The sequence below is a fragment of the Arthrobacter sp. UYEF21 genome (genome assembly GCF_040546085.1).
Lineage (GTDB): Bacteria > Actinomycetota > Actinomycetes > Actinomycetales > Micrococcaceae > Arthrobacter.
The window spans coordinates 237,057-255,885 of record NZ_JBEPNF010000004.1 but is presented as its reverse complement, the minus strand read 5'-3'; the positions used below and the strand labels follow the sequence as shown (position 1 = coordinate 255,885).

Here is an 18,829-nt window from a genome sequence, read left to right as displayed (position 1 = left end):
CCAACGGGCTCTCTGCGACCAAGGCCGGCCCGCTGCTCCGGAACTCCATCACGGTCCGTGAGGCCGGCGACGAAGACGAACAGGCCCCCGGGTTCAACCACGCCCTGATCAACTGGGCCGGCGACAAAAACACCTACTTCACCCGTTCCCGGCCCTACAAGTCCAACGGCGACGTGGTCCGCCGGCACGCCTTCCACTACCGCTACGACACCGCCGCCGCACTGAAGCTCCTCAACGCCCTCTATACCCTTGTCCGGGTCCGGCTGAACCTTTTCACCGCCACCACGAAAGCAACCGGCTGGCGCTCCAACAAACACGGGCAGAAGACCCGGATCAATGACAACCGCGGACCCCGTACCAACGCGTCATCAATTCCGGAATCCTGACCGAAGCCAAAGCCCCTGAACTCGCGGACCTCATGGCAATCACCAACCCGGCCGACTTCACCCGAGGCAGCACCACCATCCAGACCCAGCCGAGCGTCCTCGCCGCCACGAAAACACGGGCCCTGAAAGCATCAGCCACACGAGCACAAATAACTGAGGCACGCACAACACCTTCGCGAGCATCGTGCCATGAGTCGCTACGGACTGAGCCACAAACTGCGGTGTTGTTGTCCCGGGTGCGGGGCTGTTCTGGGTCGTTCTTCCCGTTCCCGTGGACCGGTCCATAGGGCGACGGCTTGGGCGCGCAGCGGAGGCCCGTCTGCAGAAACCAGAAGCTGTGTGCTGAGCAACCCCGGCACCAAAGGGCGCCGGTCCTTAAGGAAACCCTTTGAAACCTCGGCAGCCGTCGGACCCGGGTGCCTCCGCGTGCCGGCGTGCGCACACTGCCGACGGAAATTAGGCCCGGAGGGGGGAATGGCCGAGTTGTCCCGGACGCGAGCGCCAGTCACATCACGATCTCAGCCTTGAGTTGCCGTACCTTGGCAGGAGTCTGCTACCGAAATCTATCACTAGGACACTCATGCCCGCTCTGCCGAGTATTGACCATCTGGCGCTGACCGTCAGGGACATCATCGCCAGTACGACCTTCTACTCTCGACTTTGGCAAACCGAACCCACGGGGTATATGGCTGACGGCCCGTTCATACGCAGGATCTTCGCCCTCGCCGATGGACTTACCCTCGGGCTGACCCAGCAGGCCATCAGTTCCGCAAAGGACTTCGATGAAAAAAATCCGGGCCTCGACCACATCGGATTCGCGGTGCATGATCGAACCGGCTTGCTTGAGTGGCGCGACCATCTCGAAGAAATTGGCGTCGAGCACAGCGGGTTGGTCGAGGCCTCGTACGGAACGGCCCTGAGTTTCAAGGATCCAGACGGAATCGCTCTGGAATTTTTCGTACCCGCAGGCTAGCCACATAGGCGTCCTGCTATCCGCTGAGTGCCCCTTCAGAGGCTGCAACCCGTCACCGGCGACCACGCACCGGACGTACTGAAAGCCCTTCTGACCGACGCACGTCGGAATCCCACGCCCGGGAGGTCGGGCCGCTACACCATCATTCCCCGTCATAGTCCTTGACGGCGTATTTACCGATCCTGTCAATACATTAAAAGATTTACTTCTTTGTGATCGTATTTGGCCCGATCCCGGGATAGGTTCGGTGCACATGGGAGAAGTACCCATCTTAAGAGTGCGGAGCGCATCGTGCATGTCCCGGGTTCTGTGGTTATTAGTCATAAGTGTCCGGTACTTCCGGCGGCCGGGTATTGGAGGTGACAGTGACAATTTCCGGGAACCATCGGGGCGTCCCTGAACCCGAGGAGTCTTTGCAGGTGCTTCTGGGCAGAATCGAAGCGGGGGATGCAAATGCGTTCGAGGATCTGTATTCGCGGACGGTGAGGCGGCTATACGCTCTGGCATTGGGGGTGGTCAGGGATAGAGGCATGGCCGAGGATGTGGTGCAGGAAGTCTACGTGCAGGTGTGGTCCTTAGCGGGACGATACGACCGGTCTTTGGGCACACCCCTCGCCTGGCTGTTCACCCTGACCCATCGCCGCGCGGTGGACAGAGTCCGGCGCGAGCAAAGCGCACTTGAACGTCACTCCCAGCACCAGCGCGAGACCTCGGCACTGGGCCAGGAACTCATCGAGGACCTTGCCCTGCGCAGGCTCAGGGCGGAAGAAGTCCGTGCGTGCCTGTCCACGCTCAGCGCAAGGCAGTCAGAAGCCATCGTCCTGGCATATTTCGGCGGCCACACTCAGACCGAGGTAGCCGCCGCATTGAAGATTACAGTCCCGGCGGTGAAATCCCGCATCCGGGACGGCCTGAGCAGAATGCGCCTCTCCTTGGAACGTGCGGGGCGGGCCTGACTCTGCGACCTGACAGGCAGCTGCCGGTTCTGCCGCACCACTGACGGACGGCCCGCGGGCATACCGGCGAATAGTGCCTTGCCGATTCGGTACCGGATTGACACCGACCACTTCGCCCACATCCGTCTCAGCAACGGATCCCTTATCTAGACAGGATGGCTGATCAAGCGGCGCCCGGCCTGTGGATTTGATAGCTTTGTGGCGGCCTTCTGTGATCGCTCGGTGTCGCACCAGCGCCCGTTAGACGATCTTTTAGCGGACTGTGCTCTCCCGGATTGCGGCGTAGAGGAACATGTCACAACGCTCTCCGACGATCTCCTGATGACCGCGAAGTAGTCCCTCGCGTTCGTAACCTGCACGTTGGCCGTGCGGATAGAAGCCGCGTTCCACGGCTCGATATAAAACTCCAGACGGTGCAGATGGGGGATCGTCCAGGCAAAGGTAGCGAGGGCGCACAGGGCATCGGATGCAATGCTGTGGCCTCTCGCATTTGGGGCAACGGCATATCCCACCTGAGCGCGGCCTGTGTCCAACTCCCTGATCCACAGTCCGATGTTCCCCATGGAGCGATCAGTTTTGAGGTCGGCTATCGAGAAGGAAAATCTTGTCCCTTCGATGTGGCGCCGTCGCTGGCGCTCAATCCATGCCAGGGCTTCTGCATGAGTGGCATGCGGCGGAAGGCTTCCCACCGTGGGGACATACGGCTCTTGGGAGAGGTTCATCGCCATCCCCGCGTCCAGATCCGTGAACGTGCGCAGTAAGTCGCGCGTCCCGTTCTTCACCGTCCCCGACAGCCGAACCCTCGGCCGGACGCGGCAGAAGATTTCAGCCGGTAGTCGGCTCCTCGTCGTTGGCGGCAGCCTCGATCCAATCCACAGCCTCGTCGGAAAGCTGGGGACCGTCTGCTGATTCGCCAGCCCACCACCCAGAATCGGTCGTGCCCCCCGTAACCGCCATGATGTCGGCGACTACATTCGGCGGCAGCGGCTCGCCGTTGTGCTCAATGAGCCAGTCGCGTGTTTCCGCGCCGACCAGAGGCCACCACTCCAGGATTTTCATCACCGCAGTATTGCACCGAGGAAGTCGAGCGTACAGCTTCCGCCGCGGGACGAACTTTGGTTGGCGACGCCCCAGAGGTGTCCCGTTAGGGGATCCCCCAACGGGCGGGCTGTGCAGACGGCTTTGGACATTCTGTGCAGTTGTGATTATCTGCGATAAATGGCGGTCTTTTCGCAGCTCTATTTATCTCTTCCTAGCCATCGTGCCGGGAGGCCCCCATGGAGTGGCCCACCAGGTTCCACCGCCCGTAGCCGAGCGCGTTCAGGACCTCGGTGATAGCGCGTCCCATCGCCGCGATACTGAGATGCTCGGGCCGGGTACCTCTCGTGGATTCGCCCCAGCCCGGCAGGTCAACCAGCACCCGGTCATGGACCGGTGTCCGGGAAAGTAATGGCCGGAAGGTAGCCCAGGATTCGGCGGCACCGTGAAGGTAGACATCCGCTGTGCCAGATGCGTGAGGCCGGCCTCCGGCGCCCTGCTGGACACCCACTGTGCAGGGACCGAGCCCGGTGGGAAGGATCTGCCGCCGAAGCGTGGGCGCTCCGGTTATGGCGGGTACCTGCTGCACATTCATGGCCACGTTCTGCTTTTGGTCCCTGAAACTGATTCGGAGCCGCAGGGGTGAGGGACCGGCCTTGCAGGCCCCCACTCCGGAACCCTTAGACGGCAGCGGGCAGTGTCAACCGGTTGTGTGGACAGGCCCCTCGCATGGATCGCAGTCCAGCACCTTGGCTGGCGGCCGAGCACCTCAAGTTCCCCGACACACGCCGGACGGTGGGCGGGATCCGGCTCATATGTTCAGAACCCGAGTCCGATCGGATCAAGGACATCGTCACGTGGCAGCTTGATCCACCTCAGACTGGCATCGGTGCCGATCACTTCAGCCACCGCACCAACCCGGGCACCGTGAAACGCAACCACGTCCACCAGCTCGAAGCCCTCGGCTAGACCGCAACCCTCACACCCCGGTAGGCCCAGGGCGTTCCGTCTGTCATGCGCCCTCCGGGGTCGTTCTTGCTGTCGCCGTTGAGGTCACCGGAGCCGATCAGGCTGTTGAGCGCATTCCAGCCGAAGTTTCCGTCGTTCACGGGCGCGGCTGGCGGTCTCGTCGAAGCCAGTCACCAGGGCGAATGCATCGGTCTCCCGGATTATCGGCAGGTCGACTGTGCACTCATGCACACGTCCCGATATCTGCTCTCGAAAGTAATGCGAACCCCGAGTGTGCGGGGGTAACGCGACGGGCAGCTAACTTAGTTCGATTGCTGTCTATTCTAGTTACCATGGCAAAGCGACAGGTCCGGGACGCAGCATGGGAAGCACAGTGAGCCGCGGTCTCCCCCGCTGGTGCGCCCCGGTCGCTGCCCTGGGTGCGTCGGCCGTCCTGTGCTCCCTTGCCGCCTGCGCCCCGGCTGAAGACCATCGCATGGTCCAAGGGAGCCCGCGGCAAGACACATCCGTCCCGGCCCCGTTCCTGACCTCCGGTCCGCCGGCGCCGGAACGCGTGGTCGTGATCGGCGATTCCCTCAGCACGGGGTACGGAACCTCCCCGGCGGAAGCATGGCCCCGCCGGCTAGGCCAAGAGCTGCAGTCCGGACAGCAGCCGGTGGAGATCATCAACGCGGCGACAAACGGGGCAGGCTATATTGCCGCCGGTGAGGAAGGGGTGACGTTCGGTTCGCAGACCGCCGCCTCGGTCAACGCCTCGACGGACGTTGTGGTGTTTTTTGGCTCGGACAATGATGCAGGCCAGGATCCGGTGGAGCTGAAAGCGGCTGTCGCGGACGCACTCTCGGAGAGCAAGACCCTGGCCCCTCACGCCGCCCGGATCGTTATTGGCCCCCTCACAGGCTTTGATTCCGCGGCGGCGGATGTCGGCGTCATCCTTGAGCAGGAGCGGTCAGCTGCCCTCGATGCCGGCGCCGAATTTGTTGATCCGGTCATGGAGCAGTGGATAGCCGGGCCCGACTCTCCGCTGCTGGGCCCGGACGGCGAACATCCCAGCAGCCAAGGAGAGCAATTCCTGAAAGATAGAATCCAGGGCATACTCTCTTCGCTGGAAGGCCCGGCACGGTGCCTGCCCGTCCGGAAGCCACCACCCACCTTCCAACGCCTCCCGCACAACAGCAACTCGGCGGCGCCTTGGGGATGCGGGACGGCCGAATTTAAGGCCCACTTTCACCTGCCCGGAGAGTCGTCGCCCAGCCTGGTTTGAGCTTCGGAGCTCCGCCGAGCTGACACCAGCATGATACTGAATACGGGTGTCCACTGCCGTGGACGTGGGATGGCCGCCACGGATAAGGCCTGGCTACGACTGGGGACATGAACCCGGTCTCAGAGGGCCATTTCGTCGACCCCGCCTCTATCCCCAAGCCATGAGGGCACGGGAAAGCAGAAGGTGGCCCTGGAGACAGTAAACGGGATTTCCATGCTCGGCGCACGAGAAGTGTGTACTCGATTCTCGCCTCCCCGCACGGCCCGCGGCCCGGCGTCCGGCGCAGTGACCGGTCAAGCCCTTCGCACGCGCCGGCGCCGCGACCATGGGCATCTGGTTGCCCAAGCTTCAGGCCTTCGGGGAACTCGACGCGAAGAGGCTGACCCCGGCGGTCAGGGGGCAACTGCTGAAGATCTCCGGTGCCACGATCGACCGGCTCCTCAAACCCACCAAAGACGCGGACAGACCAACGGGCTCTCTGCGACCAAGGCCGGCCCGCTGCTCCGGAACTCCATCACGGTCCGTGAGGCCGGCGACGAAGACGAACAGGCCCCCGGGTTCGTCGAAGCGGACATGATCGTTCACTGCGGCCCCACCCTGGCCGGGGAATTCATCAGGACACTGACCGCCACAAACGTGTTCACCGGCTGGACCGAGAACATCGCGGTCCGTAACGGGGCGCACAAATGGGTGCTGGAAGCGATGGATGAGGTCGTGGACCGACTGCCATTCCCCCTGGTCGGTCTGGACACCGACAACGCCGAATTCATCAACCACGCCCTGATCAACTGGGCCGGCGACAAAAACATCTACTTCACCCGCTCCCGGCCCTATAAGTCCAACGACAACGCCCACGTCGAGCAGAAAAACGGCGACGTGGTCCGCCGGCACGCCTTCCACTACCGCAACGACACGGCCGCCGCACTGGATCTATGACAACCGCGGACCCCGTACCAACGCGTCATCAATTCCGGAATCCTGACCGAAGCCAAAGCCGCTGAACTCGCGGACCTCATGGCAATCACCAACCCGGCCGACCTCACCCGAGGCAGCACCACCATCCAGACCCAGCTGATCGCCCTCGCCGCCGCGAAAACACGGGCCCTAAAAACATCAGCCACACGAGCACAAATAACTGAAGCACGCACAACACCTTCGCGAGCATCGTGACATGAGTCGCTACGGGGTCCGCCGTCAGTTCCACCCGATTAACCGCAGCACGGCCGCGGTGCCTGCACCGCCGATGACCACTACCAGGAACGGAGCCCTGAAAGCCAGCGCGACGGCGGCCGCGGCAAGCGCTCCCAGCCGTGCGTCCGCAGCCAGCGTCTGGGCTGACGCCACCGCGTTGACGATCGTCAGGGACGCCAGCAGCCCGATGGTCATAGTCCCCGCCACTCGCGACATTCGGGGGTCTTTGAGGAGCTTCGCCGGGACCAGATAGCCCACCAGCTTCCACGCGTAGGCCAGCACACACGCCAGCAGCAGCCAGAACCAGAGATTCATGTACCGGCCTCCCGGATTCCGCCGCGGCCGTGGTGTTCGTCGTAGGGATCAACATCCGGTTCCAGCCCCTCATCACTGCGCCCGTGGCCGAACCAGCCGATCAGGGCGGCCACCACCGCGGCGATCAGGATGGGCACCCCCGCTGGCACAAACGGCACGGCCAGCACCGTGGCGAGCGCACACACCACGGCAATCGCCGCGGGCTCCCTGCCCTTGAGCCGCGGCCACAGCAGGGCCAGGAACGCCGCCACCGCCGCGCCGTCCAAGCCCCACTGCTTCGGATCGCCCAGCCCGCTCCCCGCCAGGGCACCTAACGCCGTGAAGAGGTTCCAGAGTACGTAGATGCCAATGCCGGCGGTCCAGAAACCGCGCCGTTGCTCAGCAGGGTCGGTCTGCCCTGTACTGGTGGCCGTTGACTCATCAATGGTGACCTGCGCGGCAACATAGCGCCGCCATCCGCTCGGATGCAGGAGCGCGTTCAACTGCATCCCGTAGATGCCGTTGCGCATACCCAGAAGCGTGGCCGCGCCCATGGCCGCGATGCCGGAGCCGCCGCCCGCCACCACACCGATAAACGCGAACTGGGAACCACCGCTGAACAACAGGAGACTGAGCGCCATGGTCTGCCAGAAATCAAGGCCTGAAGTGACGGACAGGGCGCCAAACGAAATCCCGTACAGCCCGGTCGCGATGCTGATGGAAATCCCCACCCGGACCGCTGGCGACGCGAGCCGCTTCACGGCCGCCGCCGGGCATCGGGGGCCCGCAGGCTCCAGGCCCACAGGATGAGCGGGAGCTGAAGGGGGAACCTGGCGGTATGCGCCTTGCGCTGAGCGGACGAGCCCGCGGGCCCATACGCGCGGCGCAGCGCATCCACATGGCCGGCCAGGAACACAGTGAACATGGCAGTCACGGCGGTGGCCGCCGCCCGGCGGGCGGCGGGGACCAGGAGTCCGACGGCGGCACCCGCCTCCAGGAGTCCACTCACCGCAATCCATTCCTCCCGGGTCATGACCGCCAGCGGCCGCCCGCCGCCGTCGTGCGTTATGTTCGCCTCGCCGGTGCTATCCCCACCGGCCCCTGGCGCCCCAATGCTGGTTTCCGGCGCGTCGCGGCAGAGATAGTCAGGGACCACCTGGGCGAAGAACCGTGGCTCACGGAAGTGCTTCATGGCGCTGGTCAGCAGCAGCGCGCTCATGGTTGCTGTGGAGATATTGTGTATGGCCCGCCCGGACCATCGAAAAGGCATGGATCCACTCAATCACAGCCGGAGCACGCAACTAAAAACGCGGCGCGAAGTCAGGACGGCAGCTGTGCCTGTTGGCTGCTCGACTGGAGCTGCGCCAGCACCCTGGCTGGTTTGTTGGTGGTGATTTCGTGGACGCCCAAACCCTGGCAAAGGGCCACGTCGCGTTCGGTGTCGACGGTCCAGACGCGGAACCGGCGGCCGGATTCCAGCCAGCGCTGAACGGTCCGCGCATGTTCGCGGACGTACATGATCCCTGGTCCCGCGAGCCCCACCTCGCAGTCATCGAGGATCCGTTCGCCTTCCAGCTGGGCCGCCTTCATGACGTTGGCGACGGCACCGCCCGCCAAGTGCCCAAGGCTCAGTTCGTCCCGGATTTCATCGACGTCGATGTCGTCCACGAGCTGGCAAATGTGCTCTGCGTGGACGGTCCGGAGTAGGTGCTTCACCGAGTCCGGGCTGAAGCTCATGAACGAGACGCGGACGTTATCCAGCCTTGAGGTCGCGGCGTCCCAGCCTTCGCCCCGGAGTACCTCCAGCACCCGGTCTTCGAGTCTCAGCTGGTACGGGCTGGGATGCTTGAGTTCAATTGCGAGTTCCATGGGCCGGCCGGCGCCCCGTAGGATGTTCAGGAGTTCCGGCAGGGTCAGGAATTGCTCCGATTTTGCCCCATACTTCTCCGGGATCCGGGCACCTTTCCAGGACGAAAAGTCCAGCAGCCGCAACTCAGCCAGCGTCCGGTCAGCCACCGGCCCGGTACCGTCCGAGGTCCGGTCCAGATTGGCGTCGTGGAGCAGCACGGCGTGCTGGTCCCGGGTGAGGTGGACATCGCACTCCACTCCGTCGGCGCCGTCGGCAATGGCCTGGAGGTACGCGGCGCGGGTGTGTTCAGCAAATGCAGCGCTGGCACCGCGGTGGGCGAATACCAGTGGCCGGTCCGGCACAGACTCGTCGAATGTCATGAGGACACGTTAGCGGACCAGGCCTGAGGGCGCGGGACTAGGCTGGGCACATGCAGGTGAACTCTGAGCCAATTACCCGGCAGTCTCCGCCCCAGCCCCCCGGCCAGGTGCCGCCGGACGGGAAGACGGGTGCCGCCGTCGTCGGTCATCAACTCAGCGCGGGGGACGCAGAAAAGGCGGCAGCGCTCCGGAAAATGAAGCTGGTGGCGCTGGCACTCCTCATTGCCATGGCCATCATTTTTGTCTTCGCCTTCGCACTGCAAAAAGAGTATCCGTGGCTGCAATACGTCCGCGCTGCGGCGGAGGGCGGCATGGTGGGCGCGCTGGCCGACTGGTTCGCCGTCACTGCCCTGTTCAAATACCCCATGGGCATCAAGATCCCGCACACGGCCATCATCCCGCGCCGGAAGGACCAGATCGGGGCGTCGCTGGGCGAGTTTGTGGAGACCAATTTCCTGTCCGAGCAGGTGGTCCAGGAGAAGCTCGCGTCGGTTGACGTGGCGCGGAAGGCCGGTGCGTGGCTGTCCGGTCACGGCGGCGCCGAACGGGTGGCCAAGGAAGGTGCCGCCGTCATCCGCGGCGCGTTCACGGTGTTAAACGACGACGACGTCCAGGCAGTTATCGAGGGAATGGTCCGCAAGCACCTGCTGGCTCCGCCGTGGGGGCCGCCGGTGGGCAGGATGGCGGAACGGATTTTTGCCGACGGGCACCACCACAATCTGGTGGACCTCCTCGTGGACCGGGCCGCGGACTGGGTCGACAACAACCACGAGACCGTCAGCCGGCTGGTTTCCGACCGCTCCCCCACGTGGGTCCCACAGTTCGTGGACGGGCTGGTGGGCGACAAGGTCTACGTCGAGATCCTCAAGTTCGCGCGCGCCGTGCAGTCCGAGCCGAACCACCAGGTGCGGCAGTCGATCGACAAGTACCTCAACGATTTGGCGCAGGACCTCCAGCACGACCCCGCGATGATTGCCCGGGCGGACGACATCAAAACACAGGTCCTGGGTGATCCGGAAGTCCGCGAGCTGGCGTCCCGCACGTGGGGAACCGTCAAGGGCGCCCTGCTCAGCGCCGTGGACGATCCCGACAGCGAGCTCGCCGTGAGGTTTAAGGCTGCGGTCCGGGACTTCGGTTCACGCCTGGTCAACGACGACGAACTGGCCGGCAAGGTCAACGCCTGGATCGGCGACGCCGCCGGCTACCTCGTGCGGACGTACCGGTCGGACATCGCCGGCGTCATCACCGACACCGTGGCGCGCTGGGATGCCGACGAAACCTCGCAGAAGATTGAGCTCCAGGTGGGTAAGGACCTGCAGTTCATCCGGATCAACGGCACGGTGGTGGGCTCCCTGGCGGGGCTCGCCATTTTCAGCGCCGCGCATCTGGTCTTCGGCTGACCCGGCCCCTTTTAACAAACGCGGGCTGGACTAGGCGAAGGACTCCAGCTCCACGCCGGCTGCTTCGAGCCCAGCCCGCACGGCCGCTGCCATCTCCACGGCTCCGGGGGTGTCGCCGTGAATGCACAGAGAATCCGGCCGGACCTGAACCAGGGTTCCGTCCACGGCCACCACCTCGCCCTTCGTCGCCAGGCGCACGGCGCGCTCCACGATCGAATCGACGTCGTGAAGAACCGAGCCGTCCTGCGAGCGCGGCACCAGGGTGCCGTCGGCTTGGTAGGCGCGGTCCACAAAGGCCTCCACAAACACGGGGTGCCCTGCTTCCTTGGCTTGGATCAGCAGCTGCGAGTCCGGCAGGCCAAGAATCGGCAGGCCCGGGTCGTAGGCCTGGATGGCGGCAACCACCGCGGAAGCCTGCTCGGCGTCGTGTACCAGGCGGTTGTAGAGGGCGCCGTGCGGCTTGACGTAGTCCACCGAGGCACCCACAGCGTGCGCCACGCCGTCGAGCGCTCCGAGCTGGTAGAGGACGTCGCCGAAAAGCTCGTCGAAGGACATGTCCAAGGACCGGCGGCCAAAGCCGGCCAAATCCCGGTACCCCACGTGGGCGCCCACGGTCACATCAAGCTCGAACGCGGCACGGCAGCTGTCCAGCATGGTGATGGGATCCCCCGCGTGAAAGCCGCAGGCCACATTGGCGCTGGTCACAAGCGGGAACATCGCGGCGTCATCGCCCATGTTCCACGAGCCGAACGATTCGCCGAGGTCAGCGTTAAGATCCAAGGTTTTTGCCCTCCAGGGTGTTGTTGTCCGGGCCCGTTGCGGCGGCTTTGAGCTCCCCAGGAATCGTATCCGGCATCGAGCCGAAAGCCTCCTTGGCATTCGCTACCACGGCCCGGCCCATTATGAGGTTGCCCGCGCCGCCCACCACGGCGCCGATGCCGAAAGGCAGGGCCCGGCCAAAGAACGCAGTGCCTTGGCGCTTGAGCAGGTTCTTGAGAAAGGCTTTCTGGATTTTGCTCCGGATGGCGCCAAAACCCGTGGGCATGGACTTGGACAGCGCGTTTCCCCATGCCTGCGTGGCGCTGGCACCTTTGCCCATAGCCTGGCCGCTCAGCGTTCCGAGGAGGGCAGTCCCCTCTTCGCCCAGCATGATGGCCATGACCATGGTGCTGGCCTTTTCCGGGTTGGTCAGGCGGATTCCGTGGAGTTCCGCCAGGGAGGTCGCGTAGAGCGCCGTGGCCTCCAGGAAGCCTACGGTGGCCGCTGCGGAAAGCCCCAGCGAGGCAACGGTTCCGACGCCGGGCACAACGGCAGTTGCCCCCACCAGCGCGCCGCCGCCGGTCACAGCCCGCAGGTAGTCCCGCTCCAGAATTTCCGCGAGCCTGGCCGCGCTGGCCCGGGGATGTTTGCGTTGCAGCCGCCGGACATAGGCGAGGACCAGCGGCCGCTGGATTTCGACCGCCTTCAGGAGCATGTTGTGGACGCCCGGTTTGGGCTTGCCCTCGGCGTCGAACACCGCGTTGTGGGCGGTTTCCTGAGCGATTCGTACTGCGGGATTGCTGCGCTTGGCCATGGTCACCTTTGCTTCAGTAGTACGTATGTCCGCCGGCAGTTCTGGCTCCGGCCCTGCCTTAACAGTAAGGGGGCTTAACACTATGCACCCCTTCCTGTTCCCGCGAACCAGCAGGTGATCCACCTGGGCGGCGGCCCGCTGGAACTGTCCGTGTTAGCTACTGCAGGCAGCATCGGCCTGGTGGCCTTCCTCCCGGCCGGCGGGCTCGCTGTGGCGGGTTGGCTGCAGTTGTGGCGTCTGGCCGGGGCCAGCTTTGTCCTGGGCGCGGGCGCGGCGTACTTCTTTCCTGCTTACTCCGCGATCCTGCCGCGGATCCTTCCACCCGAGTACCTGCTGGCCGCCAACGGCCCGCCCACCTGCTGGGCCGGTTCTCCAGCCTGGACTTCGTTGTGTCCGTCGCACTGGTGCCGTTGTCGATGGCGCTGGCCGGACCTGCCGCAGAGGGCCTCCCCATCTCGGCCATCTTCCTGTTCGCCGGCGGTGTCTGCCCCGTCCTGGCGGTGACCGCCATGATCGCCGCCCGGATGCCCCGGGACGAACTGCCCTACCCCCTGGATCCCTCCCGCCCCGCGGAACCCGCGACGGCGGCGGGAGACTAACGCCGCTGCCAGACGCGTCAGCCGATGGCGTGCACGATCGTTCAGCCGCTCAGCCGCTCAGCCGAGGACGTAGTGGCGCAGGAACGCGCTGACGTCCACCATCTCGGTCTTGCTCATCGCGTGGCCCATACCTGGATATGTCCGGGCGGTCAGCTGGGTATTCCCGTTCAGCCACTGCCCGGTGTACGCCGTGGCGTCATCGTTGATCACCAGGTCTGCCTTGTCCCGCCCCCAGAAGAACGGCGGCGGGGACTCGAAGGAATCGGTGAGCGCCAGGAGTTCGTTGTCCAGCACGAACCCGGACAGCCCCACCGTTGCCTCGTACTCCGCGGGGTGCAGGCGCACGAGTGTGCTGGCCATGGCCATGCCCTGCGAGTAGCCCATCAGGCTCACGCTGCTGTGCTGGCCTTTTACGGAACCGATCCACGTATGGACGGCGTTGGTGGCGCTGATGACATCGGCGAAATCGTTGGCCAGGAAATAGTCGAGCAGGAACCAGCCGTAGTGATCGCCGATCACCATAGGGGCCCGCAATGCTGCGCAGGTGAACTCGGCAGGCAGGTAGTCAAACAGCCGCACCATCCGGGACTCATCCGTACCATAGCCGTGCATCAGGACCAGCAGCGGCGTACCGCCCCGCTCCGCTTCGGGCTTGGACCAAACAACTGTCTCCATCGAACCAGCCTAGCCAGTGCGTGCCGTTGAACAGGCAAGACACTGCCAAGGCGCGGCCCACCCCATGATTGAATCGCGCCCCGCCGGGCTGTAGCGTAACAGGACAGCATGCTTATCAGTTCGGCACTACACGTTCTCGAACCACAAGGAGCAAGTCATGAGAATCGGTTCCTCCATCTTCCTTATTGCACTCGGCGCCATCCTGGCATGGGCCGTCGCCCCGGGATTGATCCCCTATGTAGATCAGGTTCTGATCGGCTACATTCTGATGGCCGTTGGTGTCATCGGACTGATCGCTTCCCTCATACTGGCCTCGCCGGGCCGCAGCCGCCGCGTCAGCGAAACCCGCTCGGTAGTTGATCCGAATACCGGCGAGCGCATCACCCGCAACGAAAGCCGCGACGGCGGAATCTAAGTCTCGACAGCGCCGCAGTAGGGAACCCGCAAAAGCCGGGCCGGACCACCACGGTCCGGTCCGGCTTTTCAGTCCCGGACGGCACCCACCCCCGCCACCCCGTCCCCAGTCCGGGAGTTTTTGTCCACTTATCGCGTCTTCCGGGTCGTTCAAATGGCAATAAGTGGACAAAAACTCCGGGGAGGCATCTGTGTTTTTGTGGCTTTTCGTTGACAAACCAACATGGATAAAGATAAAGTCAAGTAATTCAACATCATGTGATGCCAGTCACTGTACTTGCGAACGCTGTATTTCCGGACGCCGTACCTACTGGCACATCACAGTCCACGGGTTTCAGCACTTTACGCAACGGAGGGTACGTGTTCGCCGAAGAGCGCCAGCAGAAGATTGCCGAGCTTGTTGCCAGCAGCGGCCGGGTCAGCGTGACCGTGCTGGCCGAGCGCTTCCGCATCACCACCGAAACCGTCCGCCGCGATCTCGCCACCCTCGAAACCGCCGGCACCGTCCGCCGCGTCCACGGGGGCGCAGTGGCCGCCGACCGCTTCAGCACAACCGAGGAAAGCATCAACGAGCGGACCATCCAGCGGCCGGACCAGAAGCTGCGCATCGCGCAGGCCGCCCTGGCCCTGATCCCCCAGTCGAAGTCTGGAAGCATCCTGCTCGACGCTGGTTCCACCACCGAAGCCCTCGCCGACCTGCTTTCCCGGCGCGCCGCCGTCGCGCCCTTCGCCGCCGTCGCGCCCTTCGGAGCCGCGAGCCCTGATGCAGTGCCCTCCGGTGCGCCGAACGCAACTGCCGCGCACTCCCCTGCGTCGCACCCCAACTCAGGGACGTCGCCGGAACTCGTGGTCATCACCCACGCCGTCCCCATCGCCGCCAAGCTGGCCAGCGCGCCGGGGATTGCCCTCCAGATCCTCGGCGGCCGGGTGCGCGGCCTCACCCAGGCCGCAGTGGGGCAGGCAACCGTGGAGTCGGCGCAGCGGATGCGCCCGGACATCGCGTTCATCGGCACCAACGGCATCCACGCAAGTTTTGGCCTCAGTACTCCCGATCCTGAAGAAGCCGCAGTCAAGGCAGCCTTCGTCCACTCGGCGCGCCGGATCGTGGTGCTGGCCGACTCCTCCAAGCTGGACGCGGAAACCCTGGTCCAGTTCGCCTCCCTGAAAGATCTGGACACATTGATTACAGACAGCGAGCCCAGCCCGGAACTCACAGCCGCCCTGGCCGATGCCGGCGTTGACGTGGTGATCGCATGATCGTCACGTTTACGGCCAACCCCAGCCTGGACCGCACGGTGGCCCTCCCCGGCCCCCTGGAACGGGGCGAAGTCCAACGGGCCGTCTCCGTCAGCCAGCAATCCGGCGGTAAGGGCGTCAACGTCTCCCGGGCGCTGGTTGCCTCGGGCCTGCAGACCGTCGCGGTCCTTCCGGGCGGCGACAGTGATCCCGTCCTTGCCGGCCTGCACCACGACCGCGTCCCCTTCGCCGCGCTCCCGATCAACGAGCCGCTGCGCACCAACGTGGCCCTCACCGAACCGGGCGGCGTGACCACCAAGATCAACGAGCCCGGTCCGGTGCTCAGCGCGGATGAGCAGGAAGCCCTGATCAGCCTGCTCCTGGAACGGGCCCGCGGTGCCAGCTGGGTGGTCCTGGCAGGCTCCCTGCCTCCCGGCTTTCCGGCCGACTTCTACGCAACGGTGACTCACCGCCTGCGTTCAATGACCGACGGCGGCAATACTGCAGGTGCCCCGCTCATCGCCGTCGACTCTTCCGGCGCGCCCCTCGCAGCGGCCGTCTCCGGCAGCTCGCCGGATGGCACAACGCAGGACGGCTTGTCCGGGAAACCGGACCTCCTTAAACCCAACGCCGAGGAACTGGCGGAACTGGCTGCAGCAGCCGGCTTCGCTACGGTGTCAACCGCAGCGGAACTTGAAGCGGATCCGGAGGCTGCCGCAGCGGCCGCCGCCGCCGTCGTGCGTTCCGGTGTGGGCGCTGTGCTGGCAACTCTCGGATCAAAGGGAGCTGTCCTGGTAACGGCCGACGGCGCGTGGCTGGCCACGCATCCGCCGGTCGCCGCGGTCAGTACGGTCGGCGCGGGCGATTCATCGCTGGCTGGCTATCTGCTCGCCCACGGCCAGGGCGCCGCCCCGGCCGATTGCCTCCGTCAGGCAGTGGCACACGGTGCCGCCGCCGCCTCACTGCCGGGTTCCACTGTCCCGGCAGTCCACCAAACCACCCCGAATGCCGTAACCATCACGGCCCTTCGAAAGGATTGACAGTGACTCAGCTCATCACCACCGAACTGGTCGAGCTCGACCAGAACCTGGGCACCTCGCCCGAGGCCGTGATCCGGCACCTGGCCAGCAAAGTAGCTGCCACCGGCCGCGCATCGGAAGTTGAAGGCCTCTTCGCCGACGCCTTCGCCCGCGAGCAGAAGACCGCCACCGGCATCCCCGGCGGCATCGCCATCCCGCACTGCCGCTCAGCCGCCGTCGTCGAACCGACGCTGGCCATGGCACGGCTCAACCCCAAGGTTGACTTCGGCGCCAAGGACGGCCCCGCGGACCTGATCTTTTTCATCGCGGCACCCGACGGCGCGGACCAGGAGCACCTCAAGCTCCTGTCCAAGCTGGCCCGGTCGCTGATCAAAAAGGACTTCACCGCGGCCCTGCGTGCGGCGGCCAGCCGTGAGGACATCGTGGCGCTCGTGGACGGCGCGCTGGCTGACAAGCCGGCCTCCCACGCCGCCGCTGTGCCTGCGGACGCGGTTTCGGCGGACGCTGTTTCGGCGGGCTCGGTTTCGGCGGGCTCAACCACCGGGGCCGTTTCCACCGGCCCGGGTTCGGCAGGCTCCGCCGGCGCCCCGTCAGGTCCAAGGCGCATTGTCGCCGTCACGGCCTGCCCCACCGGCATCGCCCACACCTACATGGCCGCCGATTCGCTGGTGGCCGCCGCCCAGGAAATGGGTGTGGACCTGCAGGTTGAAACCCAGGGCTCCTCCGGGGCCAAACCCCTGGACCCGGCAGTCATAGCCGCCGCAGAGGCCGTCATTTTCGCGGTGGATGTAGATGTGCGCGGCAAGGAGCGCTTTGCTGGCAAGCCCGTCATCAATGCCCCGGTCAAGCGCGGCATCGACGAGCCCGGCAAGATGGTGGAGGAAGCACTCGCAGCCGCCACGGATCCGCACGCCCGACGGGTGCCCCACTTCGGCGCCGAAGAGCGAGCCGAGCAGGAAGCCGCTGAAAAGGGCGAGCACATCGGCCAGAAACTGAAGCGCGCACTGCTCACCGGAGTCAGCTACATGATTCCGTTTGTGGCCGGCGGCGGTCTGCTGATCGCTCTGGGCTTCCTGATGGGCGGCTACCTCATCACCAAGTACGCGGACACCATCGTGGTGCAAAACAGCCTCTTCAACCTGCCCACCGAGTTTCCGGAGAACGCGTGGGGCCCCCTCGGCGCCTACCTTGGAGCGGTCCTGTTCAAGATCGGCGGGCTGTCGCTGGGCTTCCTGGTCCCCGCGCTTGCCGGTTATATTGCCTACGCCGTCGCGGACCGACCGGGCATCGCACCGGGCTTCGTTGCCGGCGCCGTGGCGGGCTTTATGGGCGCAGGCTTCCTTGGCGGCATCGTCGGTGGTCTTCTCGCCGGTTACATCGCGCACGTCATCGGCCAGCTTCAAGTGGCCCGCTGGCTGCGCGGCCTGATGCCGGTAGTGATCATCCCGCTGGTGGCTTCCATCGTGGCCTCAGGCCTGATGTTCCTGATCCTGGGGGCGCCCATCGTGGCTATCACGGTTGGCCTGAACGCTTTCCTGTCCGGCCTGACCGGCGCCAGCGCAATTGCCCTCGGCGTCATTCTTGGCCTCATGATGTGCTTCGACCTCGGCGGTCCGGTCAACAAGGTCGCCTACGCTTTCGCTGTAGCCGGTCTGGGCGCCGCGTCGCTGGACAACCAGGCACCGTGGCAGATCATGGCAGCGGTCATGGCCTCGGGCATGGTTCCGCCGCTGGCCATGGCCCTCGCGTCCACGGTCCTCGACAAGAAGCGATTCAGCCTGGCCGAGCGCGAGAATGGCAAGGCAGCCTGGCTACTGGGCGCATCCTTCATCTCCGAAGGTGCCATCCCATTTGCCGCTGCGGACCCGCTCCGCGTTATCCCGGCCAGCATGCTGGGCGGCGCGGTGACCGGTGCCATCTCCATGGCTGCAGGTGTAGGTTCGAAAGCCCCCCACGGCGGCCTGTTCGTCTTCTTCGCCATCGACAACTTCCTGATGTTCGTTTTCGCAATCCTCGTTGGAACGGTCGTTACTGCGCTGGCAGTCATCGCCCTTAAACGCTGGGCTGTCCGCCAGCCTGAGAGCGCTGCCAGCGTAGAAACCGTTCCCGCAACTGTCTGACCCCGCCTGACCCACCACCGATTCACGGCGCTGAACCAACAGGTGCCGCTAGAAAAAGGAGCAACAATGTCAGAACGCACCGCAACCGTCGCCAGCCGCGTAGGCCTCCATGCCCGCCCCGCCGCCATCTTTGCTGAGGCCGCCGGCGAGTTCGACCTGGACATCACTATCGCCCGCGAGGGTGAGCCGGTGGACGAGGCCATGGACGCCGCCAGCATCCTGTCGCTCATGAGCCTAGGCGCATCCCACGGCGACGTTGTGGTGCTTCGCGCCGCAGGCACCGGCGCGGACGACGCCCTCGAGCGTTTGGTCCAGATCCTGGAAACGGATCACGACGCCGAGTAGCACATTCACGCCGGCGCCCACCGCCGTGCCTCTCCCCGGCATTAGGGAAGGTACGACGGCGGCCGCTGGCTTTTAAGCGGTCCGCACCCAACTAACTGGCAGTTAACGTCGTCATTCGGTAGTTTCA

24 protein-coding genes and 2 pseudogenes are annotated in these 18,829 nt (G+C 65.0%); 14 read left to right on the top strand and 12 right to left on the bottom strand.

Annotated features, from left to right (window positions below; all coding sequences use genetic code 11):
* From ABIB27_RS07310 to ABIB27_RS07300, 3 genes and pseudogenes are all read left to right on the top strand, one after another.
* Window positions 1-386, top strand: a pseudogene (locus tag ABIB27_RS07310) (hypothetical protein); the annotation flags it as partial.
* A 580-nt stretch (window positions 387-966) separates the two neighbouring features.
* A complete protein-coding gene (locus tag ABIB27_RS07305; RefSeq protein ID WP_354215792.1) occupies window positions 967-1,359 on the top strand; it encodes a VOC family protein in 393 nt (130 codons plus the stop codon).
* A gap of 365 nt (window positions 1,360-1,724) precedes the next feature.
* On the top strand, window positions 1,725-2,315 hold the full coding sequence (locus ABIB27_RS07300; RefSeq protein ID WP_354253740.1) for a sigma-70 family RNA polymerase sigma factor: 591 nt from the start codon (window positions 1,725-1,727) through the stop codon (window positions 2,313-2,315).
* A gap of 146 nt (window positions 2,316-2,461) precedes the next feature.
* Here ABIB27_RS07300 and ABIB27_RS07295 read toward each other — a convergent pair whose 3' ends face one another.
* The 3 genes from ABIB27_RS07295 to ABIB27_RS07285 all read right to left on the bottom strand — a co-directional run bounded on the left by ABIB27_RS07295 (window position 2,462) and on the right by ABIB27_RS07285 (window position 3,948).
* On the bottom strand, window positions 2,462-3,037 hold the full coding sequence (locus ABIB27_RS07295) for a GNAT family N-acetyltransferase (RefSeq protein WP_354253741.1): 576 nt from the start codon (window positions 3,035-3,037) through the stop codon (window positions 2,462-2,464).
* 103 nt (window positions 3,038-3,140) lie between these two features.
* Window positions 3,141-3,374, bottom strand: coding sequence for a hypothetical protein (locus ABIB27_RS07290; RefSeq protein WP_354215794.1), 234 nt, complete (start codon window positions 3,372-3,374; stop codon window positions 3,141-3,143).
* Window positions 3,375-3,567: 193 nt separating this feature from the next.
* Window positions 3,568-3,948, bottom strand: coding sequence for an alpha/beta fold hydrolase (locus ABIB27_RS07285; RefSeq protein ID WP_354215795.1), 381 nt, complete (start codon window positions 3,946-3,948; stop codon window positions 3,568-3,570).
* Between the two features lie 134 nt (window positions 3,949-4,082).
* Between ABIB27_RS07285 and ABIB27_RS07280 the strand changes: the two genes are divergently transcribed.
* Window positions 4,083-4,322 carry a hypothetical protein gene (locus ABIB27_RS07280; RefSeq protein WP_354215796.1) on the top strand — a complete coding sequence of 80 codons (240 nt, stop codon included), beginning with the start codon at window positions 4,083-4,085 and terminating at the stop codon, window positions 4,320-4,322.
* On the opposite strand, the gene ABIB27_RS07275 is transcribed toward ABIB27_RS07280, so the two are convergent.
* A complete protein-coding gene (locus ABIB27_RS07275; RefSeq protein ID WP_354215797.1) occupies window positions 4,319-4,462 on the bottom strand; it encodes a hypothetical protein in 144 nt (47 codons plus the stop codon). The two genes, ABIB27_RS07280 and ABIB27_RS07275, sit on opposite strands and share 4 nt — an antisense overlap.
* Before the next feature lie 221 nt (window positions 4,463-4,683).
* Between ABIB27_RS07275 and ABIB27_RS07270 the strand changes: the two genes are divergently transcribed.
* Window positions 4,684-5,586: an SGNH/GDSL hydrolase family protein gene (locus ABIB27_RS07270; protein ID WP_354253739.1), complete on the top strand. Its 903-nt coding sequence runs from the start codon at window positions 4,684-4,686 to the stop codon at window positions 5,584-5,586.
* A 348-nt stretch (window positions 5,587-5,934) separates the two neighbouring features.
* Here ABIB27_RS07270 and ABIB27_RS07265 read toward each other — a convergent pair whose 3' ends face one another.
* On the bottom strand, window positions 5,935-6,171 hold the full coding sequence (locus ABIB27_RS07265) for a hypothetical protein (RefSeq protein ID WP_354253738.1): 237 nt from the start codon (window positions 6,169-6,171) through the stop codon (window positions 5,935-5,937).
* Here ABIB27_RS07265 and ABIB27_RS07260 point away from each other — a divergent pair.
* The gene (locus ABIB27_RS07260) at window positions 6,160-6,522 is read left to right on the top strand and encodes an integrase catalytic domain-containing protein (RefSeq protein WP_354253737.1); all 363 of its coding nucleotides are present in this window, start codon (window positions 6,160-6,162) and stop codon (window positions 6,520-6,522) included. The genes ABIB27_RS07265 and ABIB27_RS07260 overlap by 12 nt on opposite strands.
* A 258-nt stretch (window positions 6,523-6,780) precedes the next feature.
* On the opposite strand, the gene ABIB27_RS07255 is transcribed toward ABIB27_RS07260, so the two are convergent.
* Genes ABIB27_RS07255 through ABIB27_RS07240 form a run of 4 tightly spaced genes read right to left on the bottom strand, consistent with a single transcriptional unit; the run spans window position 6,781 to window position 9,300 of the window.
* Window positions 6,781-7,092 (bottom strand): AzlD domain-containing protein, encoded by a 312-nt coding sequence (locus ABIB27_RS07255; protein ID WP_354215800.1) that lies wholly within the window; start codon window positions 7,090-7,092, stop codon window positions 6,781-6,783.
* Complete coding sequence (locus ABIB27_RS07250) at window positions 7,089-7,832, bottom strand: AzlC family ABC transporter permease (RefSeq protein WP_354215801.1); 744 nt, start codon at window positions 7,830-7,832, stop codon at window positions 7,089-7,091. Before ABIB27_RS07250 ends, ABIB27_RS07255 begins: the two co-directional genes overlap by 4 nt.
* Window positions 7,829-8,341 (bottom strand): DoxX-related protein, encoded by a 513-nt coding sequence (locus tag ABIB27_RS07245; RefSeq protein ID WP_354215802.1) that lies wholly within the window; start codon window positions 8,339-8,341, stop codon window positions 7,829-7,831. Before ABIB27_RS07245 ends, ABIB27_RS07250 begins: the two co-directional genes overlap by 4 nt.
* Window positions 8,342-8,391: 50 nt before the next feature.
* The gene (locus tag ABIB27_RS07240; protein ID WP_354215803.1) at window positions 8,392-9,300 is read right to left on the bottom strand and encodes a glycerophosphodiester phosphodiesterase; all 909 of its coding nucleotides are present in this window, start codon (window positions 9,298-9,300) and stop codon (window positions 8,392-8,394) included.
* 50 nt (window positions 9,301-9,350) lie between these two features.
* On the opposite strand from ABIB27_RS07240, the gene ABIB27_RS07235 reads away from it, so the two are divergent.
* Window positions 9,351-10,700 carry a DUF445 domain-containing protein gene (locus tag ABIB27_RS07235; RefSeq protein WP_354215804.1) on the top strand — a complete coding sequence of 450 codons (1,350 nt, stop codon included), beginning with the start codon at window positions 9,351-9,353 and terminating at the stop codon, window positions 10,698-10,700.
* A gap of 30 nt (window positions 10,701-10,730) precedes the next feature.
* Here the strand turns inward: ABIB27_RS07235 and ABIB27_RS07230 are convergent, their stop codons facing one another.
* Window positions 10,731-11,480, bottom strand: coding sequence for a LamB/YcsF family protein (locus tag ABIB27_RS07230; protein ID WP_354215805.1), 750 nt, complete (start codon window positions 11,478-11,480; stop codon window positions 10,731-10,733).
* The gene (locus ABIB27_RS07225) at window positions 11,470-12,273 is read right to left on the bottom strand and encodes a hypothetical protein (protein WP_354215806.1); all 804 of its coding nucleotides are present in this window, start codon (window positions 12,271-12,273) and stop codon (window positions 11,470-11,472) included. The genes ABIB27_RS07230 and ABIB27_RS07225 overlap by 11 nt, the downstream gene beginning before the upstream one ends.
* 111 nt (window positions 12,274-12,384) lie before the next feature.
* Here ABIB27_RS07225 and ABIB27_RS19430 point away from each other — a divergent pair.
* A pseudogene (locus ABIB27_RS19430) lies at window positions 12,385-12,621 on the top strand (MFS transporter); the annotation flags it as partial.
* Window positions 12,622-12,662: 41 nt separating this feature from the next.
* On the top strand, window positions 12,663-12,872 hold the full coding sequence (locus ABIB27_RS19425; protein WP_502909139.1) for a hypothetical protein: 210 nt from the start codon (window positions 12,663-12,665) through the stop codon (window positions 12,870-12,872).
* Between the two features lie 57 nt (window positions 12,873-12,929).
* Here ABIB27_RS19425 and ABIB27_RS07215 read toward each other — a convergent pair whose 3' ends face one another.
* Window positions 12,930-13,547 carry an alpha/beta hydrolase gene (locus tag ABIB27_RS07215; protein WP_354215807.1) on the bottom strand — a complete coding sequence of 206 codons (618 nt, stop codon included), beginning with the start codon at window positions 13,545-13,547 and terminating at the stop codon, window positions 12,930-12,932.
* Between the two features lie 157 nt (window positions 13,548-13,704).
* Here ABIB27_RS07215 and ABIB27_RS07210 point away from each other — a divergent pair, with 157 nt between their 5' ends.
* The 5 genes from ABIB27_RS07210 to ABIB27_RS07190 all read left to right on the top strand — a co-directional run bounded on the left by ABIB27_RS07210 (window position 13,705) and on the right by ABIB27_RS07190 (window position 18,702).
* Complete coding sequence (locus ABIB27_RS07210; protein WP_354215808.1) at window positions 13,705-13,962, top strand: DUF6458 family protein; 258 nt, start codon at window positions 13,705-13,707, stop codon at window positions 13,960-13,962.
* Window positions 13,963-14,321: 359 nt separating this feature from the next.
* Entirely contained in the window at window positions 14,322-15,218 is an 897-nt protein-coding gene (locus ABIB27_RS07205) for a DeoR/GlpR family DNA-binding transcription regulator (RefSeq protein ID WP_354215809.1), read from the top strand.
* Window positions 15,215-16,237, top strand: a complete 1,023-nt coding sequence (locus tag ABIB27_RS07200) for a 1-phosphofructokinase family hexose kinase (RefSeq protein WP_354253736.1) — start codon at window positions 15,215-15,217, stop codon at window positions 16,235-16,237. The genes ABIB27_RS07205 and ABIB27_RS07200 overlap by 4 nt, the downstream gene beginning before the upstream one ends.
* Window positions 16,238-16,239: 2 nt before the next feature.
* Window positions 16,240-18,357, top strand: coding sequence for a PTS fructose transporter subunit IIABC (locus tag ABIB27_RS07195; RefSeq protein ID WP_354253735.1), 2,118 nt, complete (start codon window positions 16,240-16,242; stop codon window positions 18,355-18,357).
* A 66-nt stretch (window positions 18,358-18,423) separates the two neighbouring features.
* Window positions 18,424-18,702, top strand: coding sequence for an HPr family phosphocarrier protein (locus ABIB27_RS07190; protein ID WP_354215812.1), 279 nt, complete (start codon window positions 18,424-18,426; stop codon window positions 18,700-18,702).
* Window positions 18,703-18,829 lie beyond the last annotated feature (127 nt).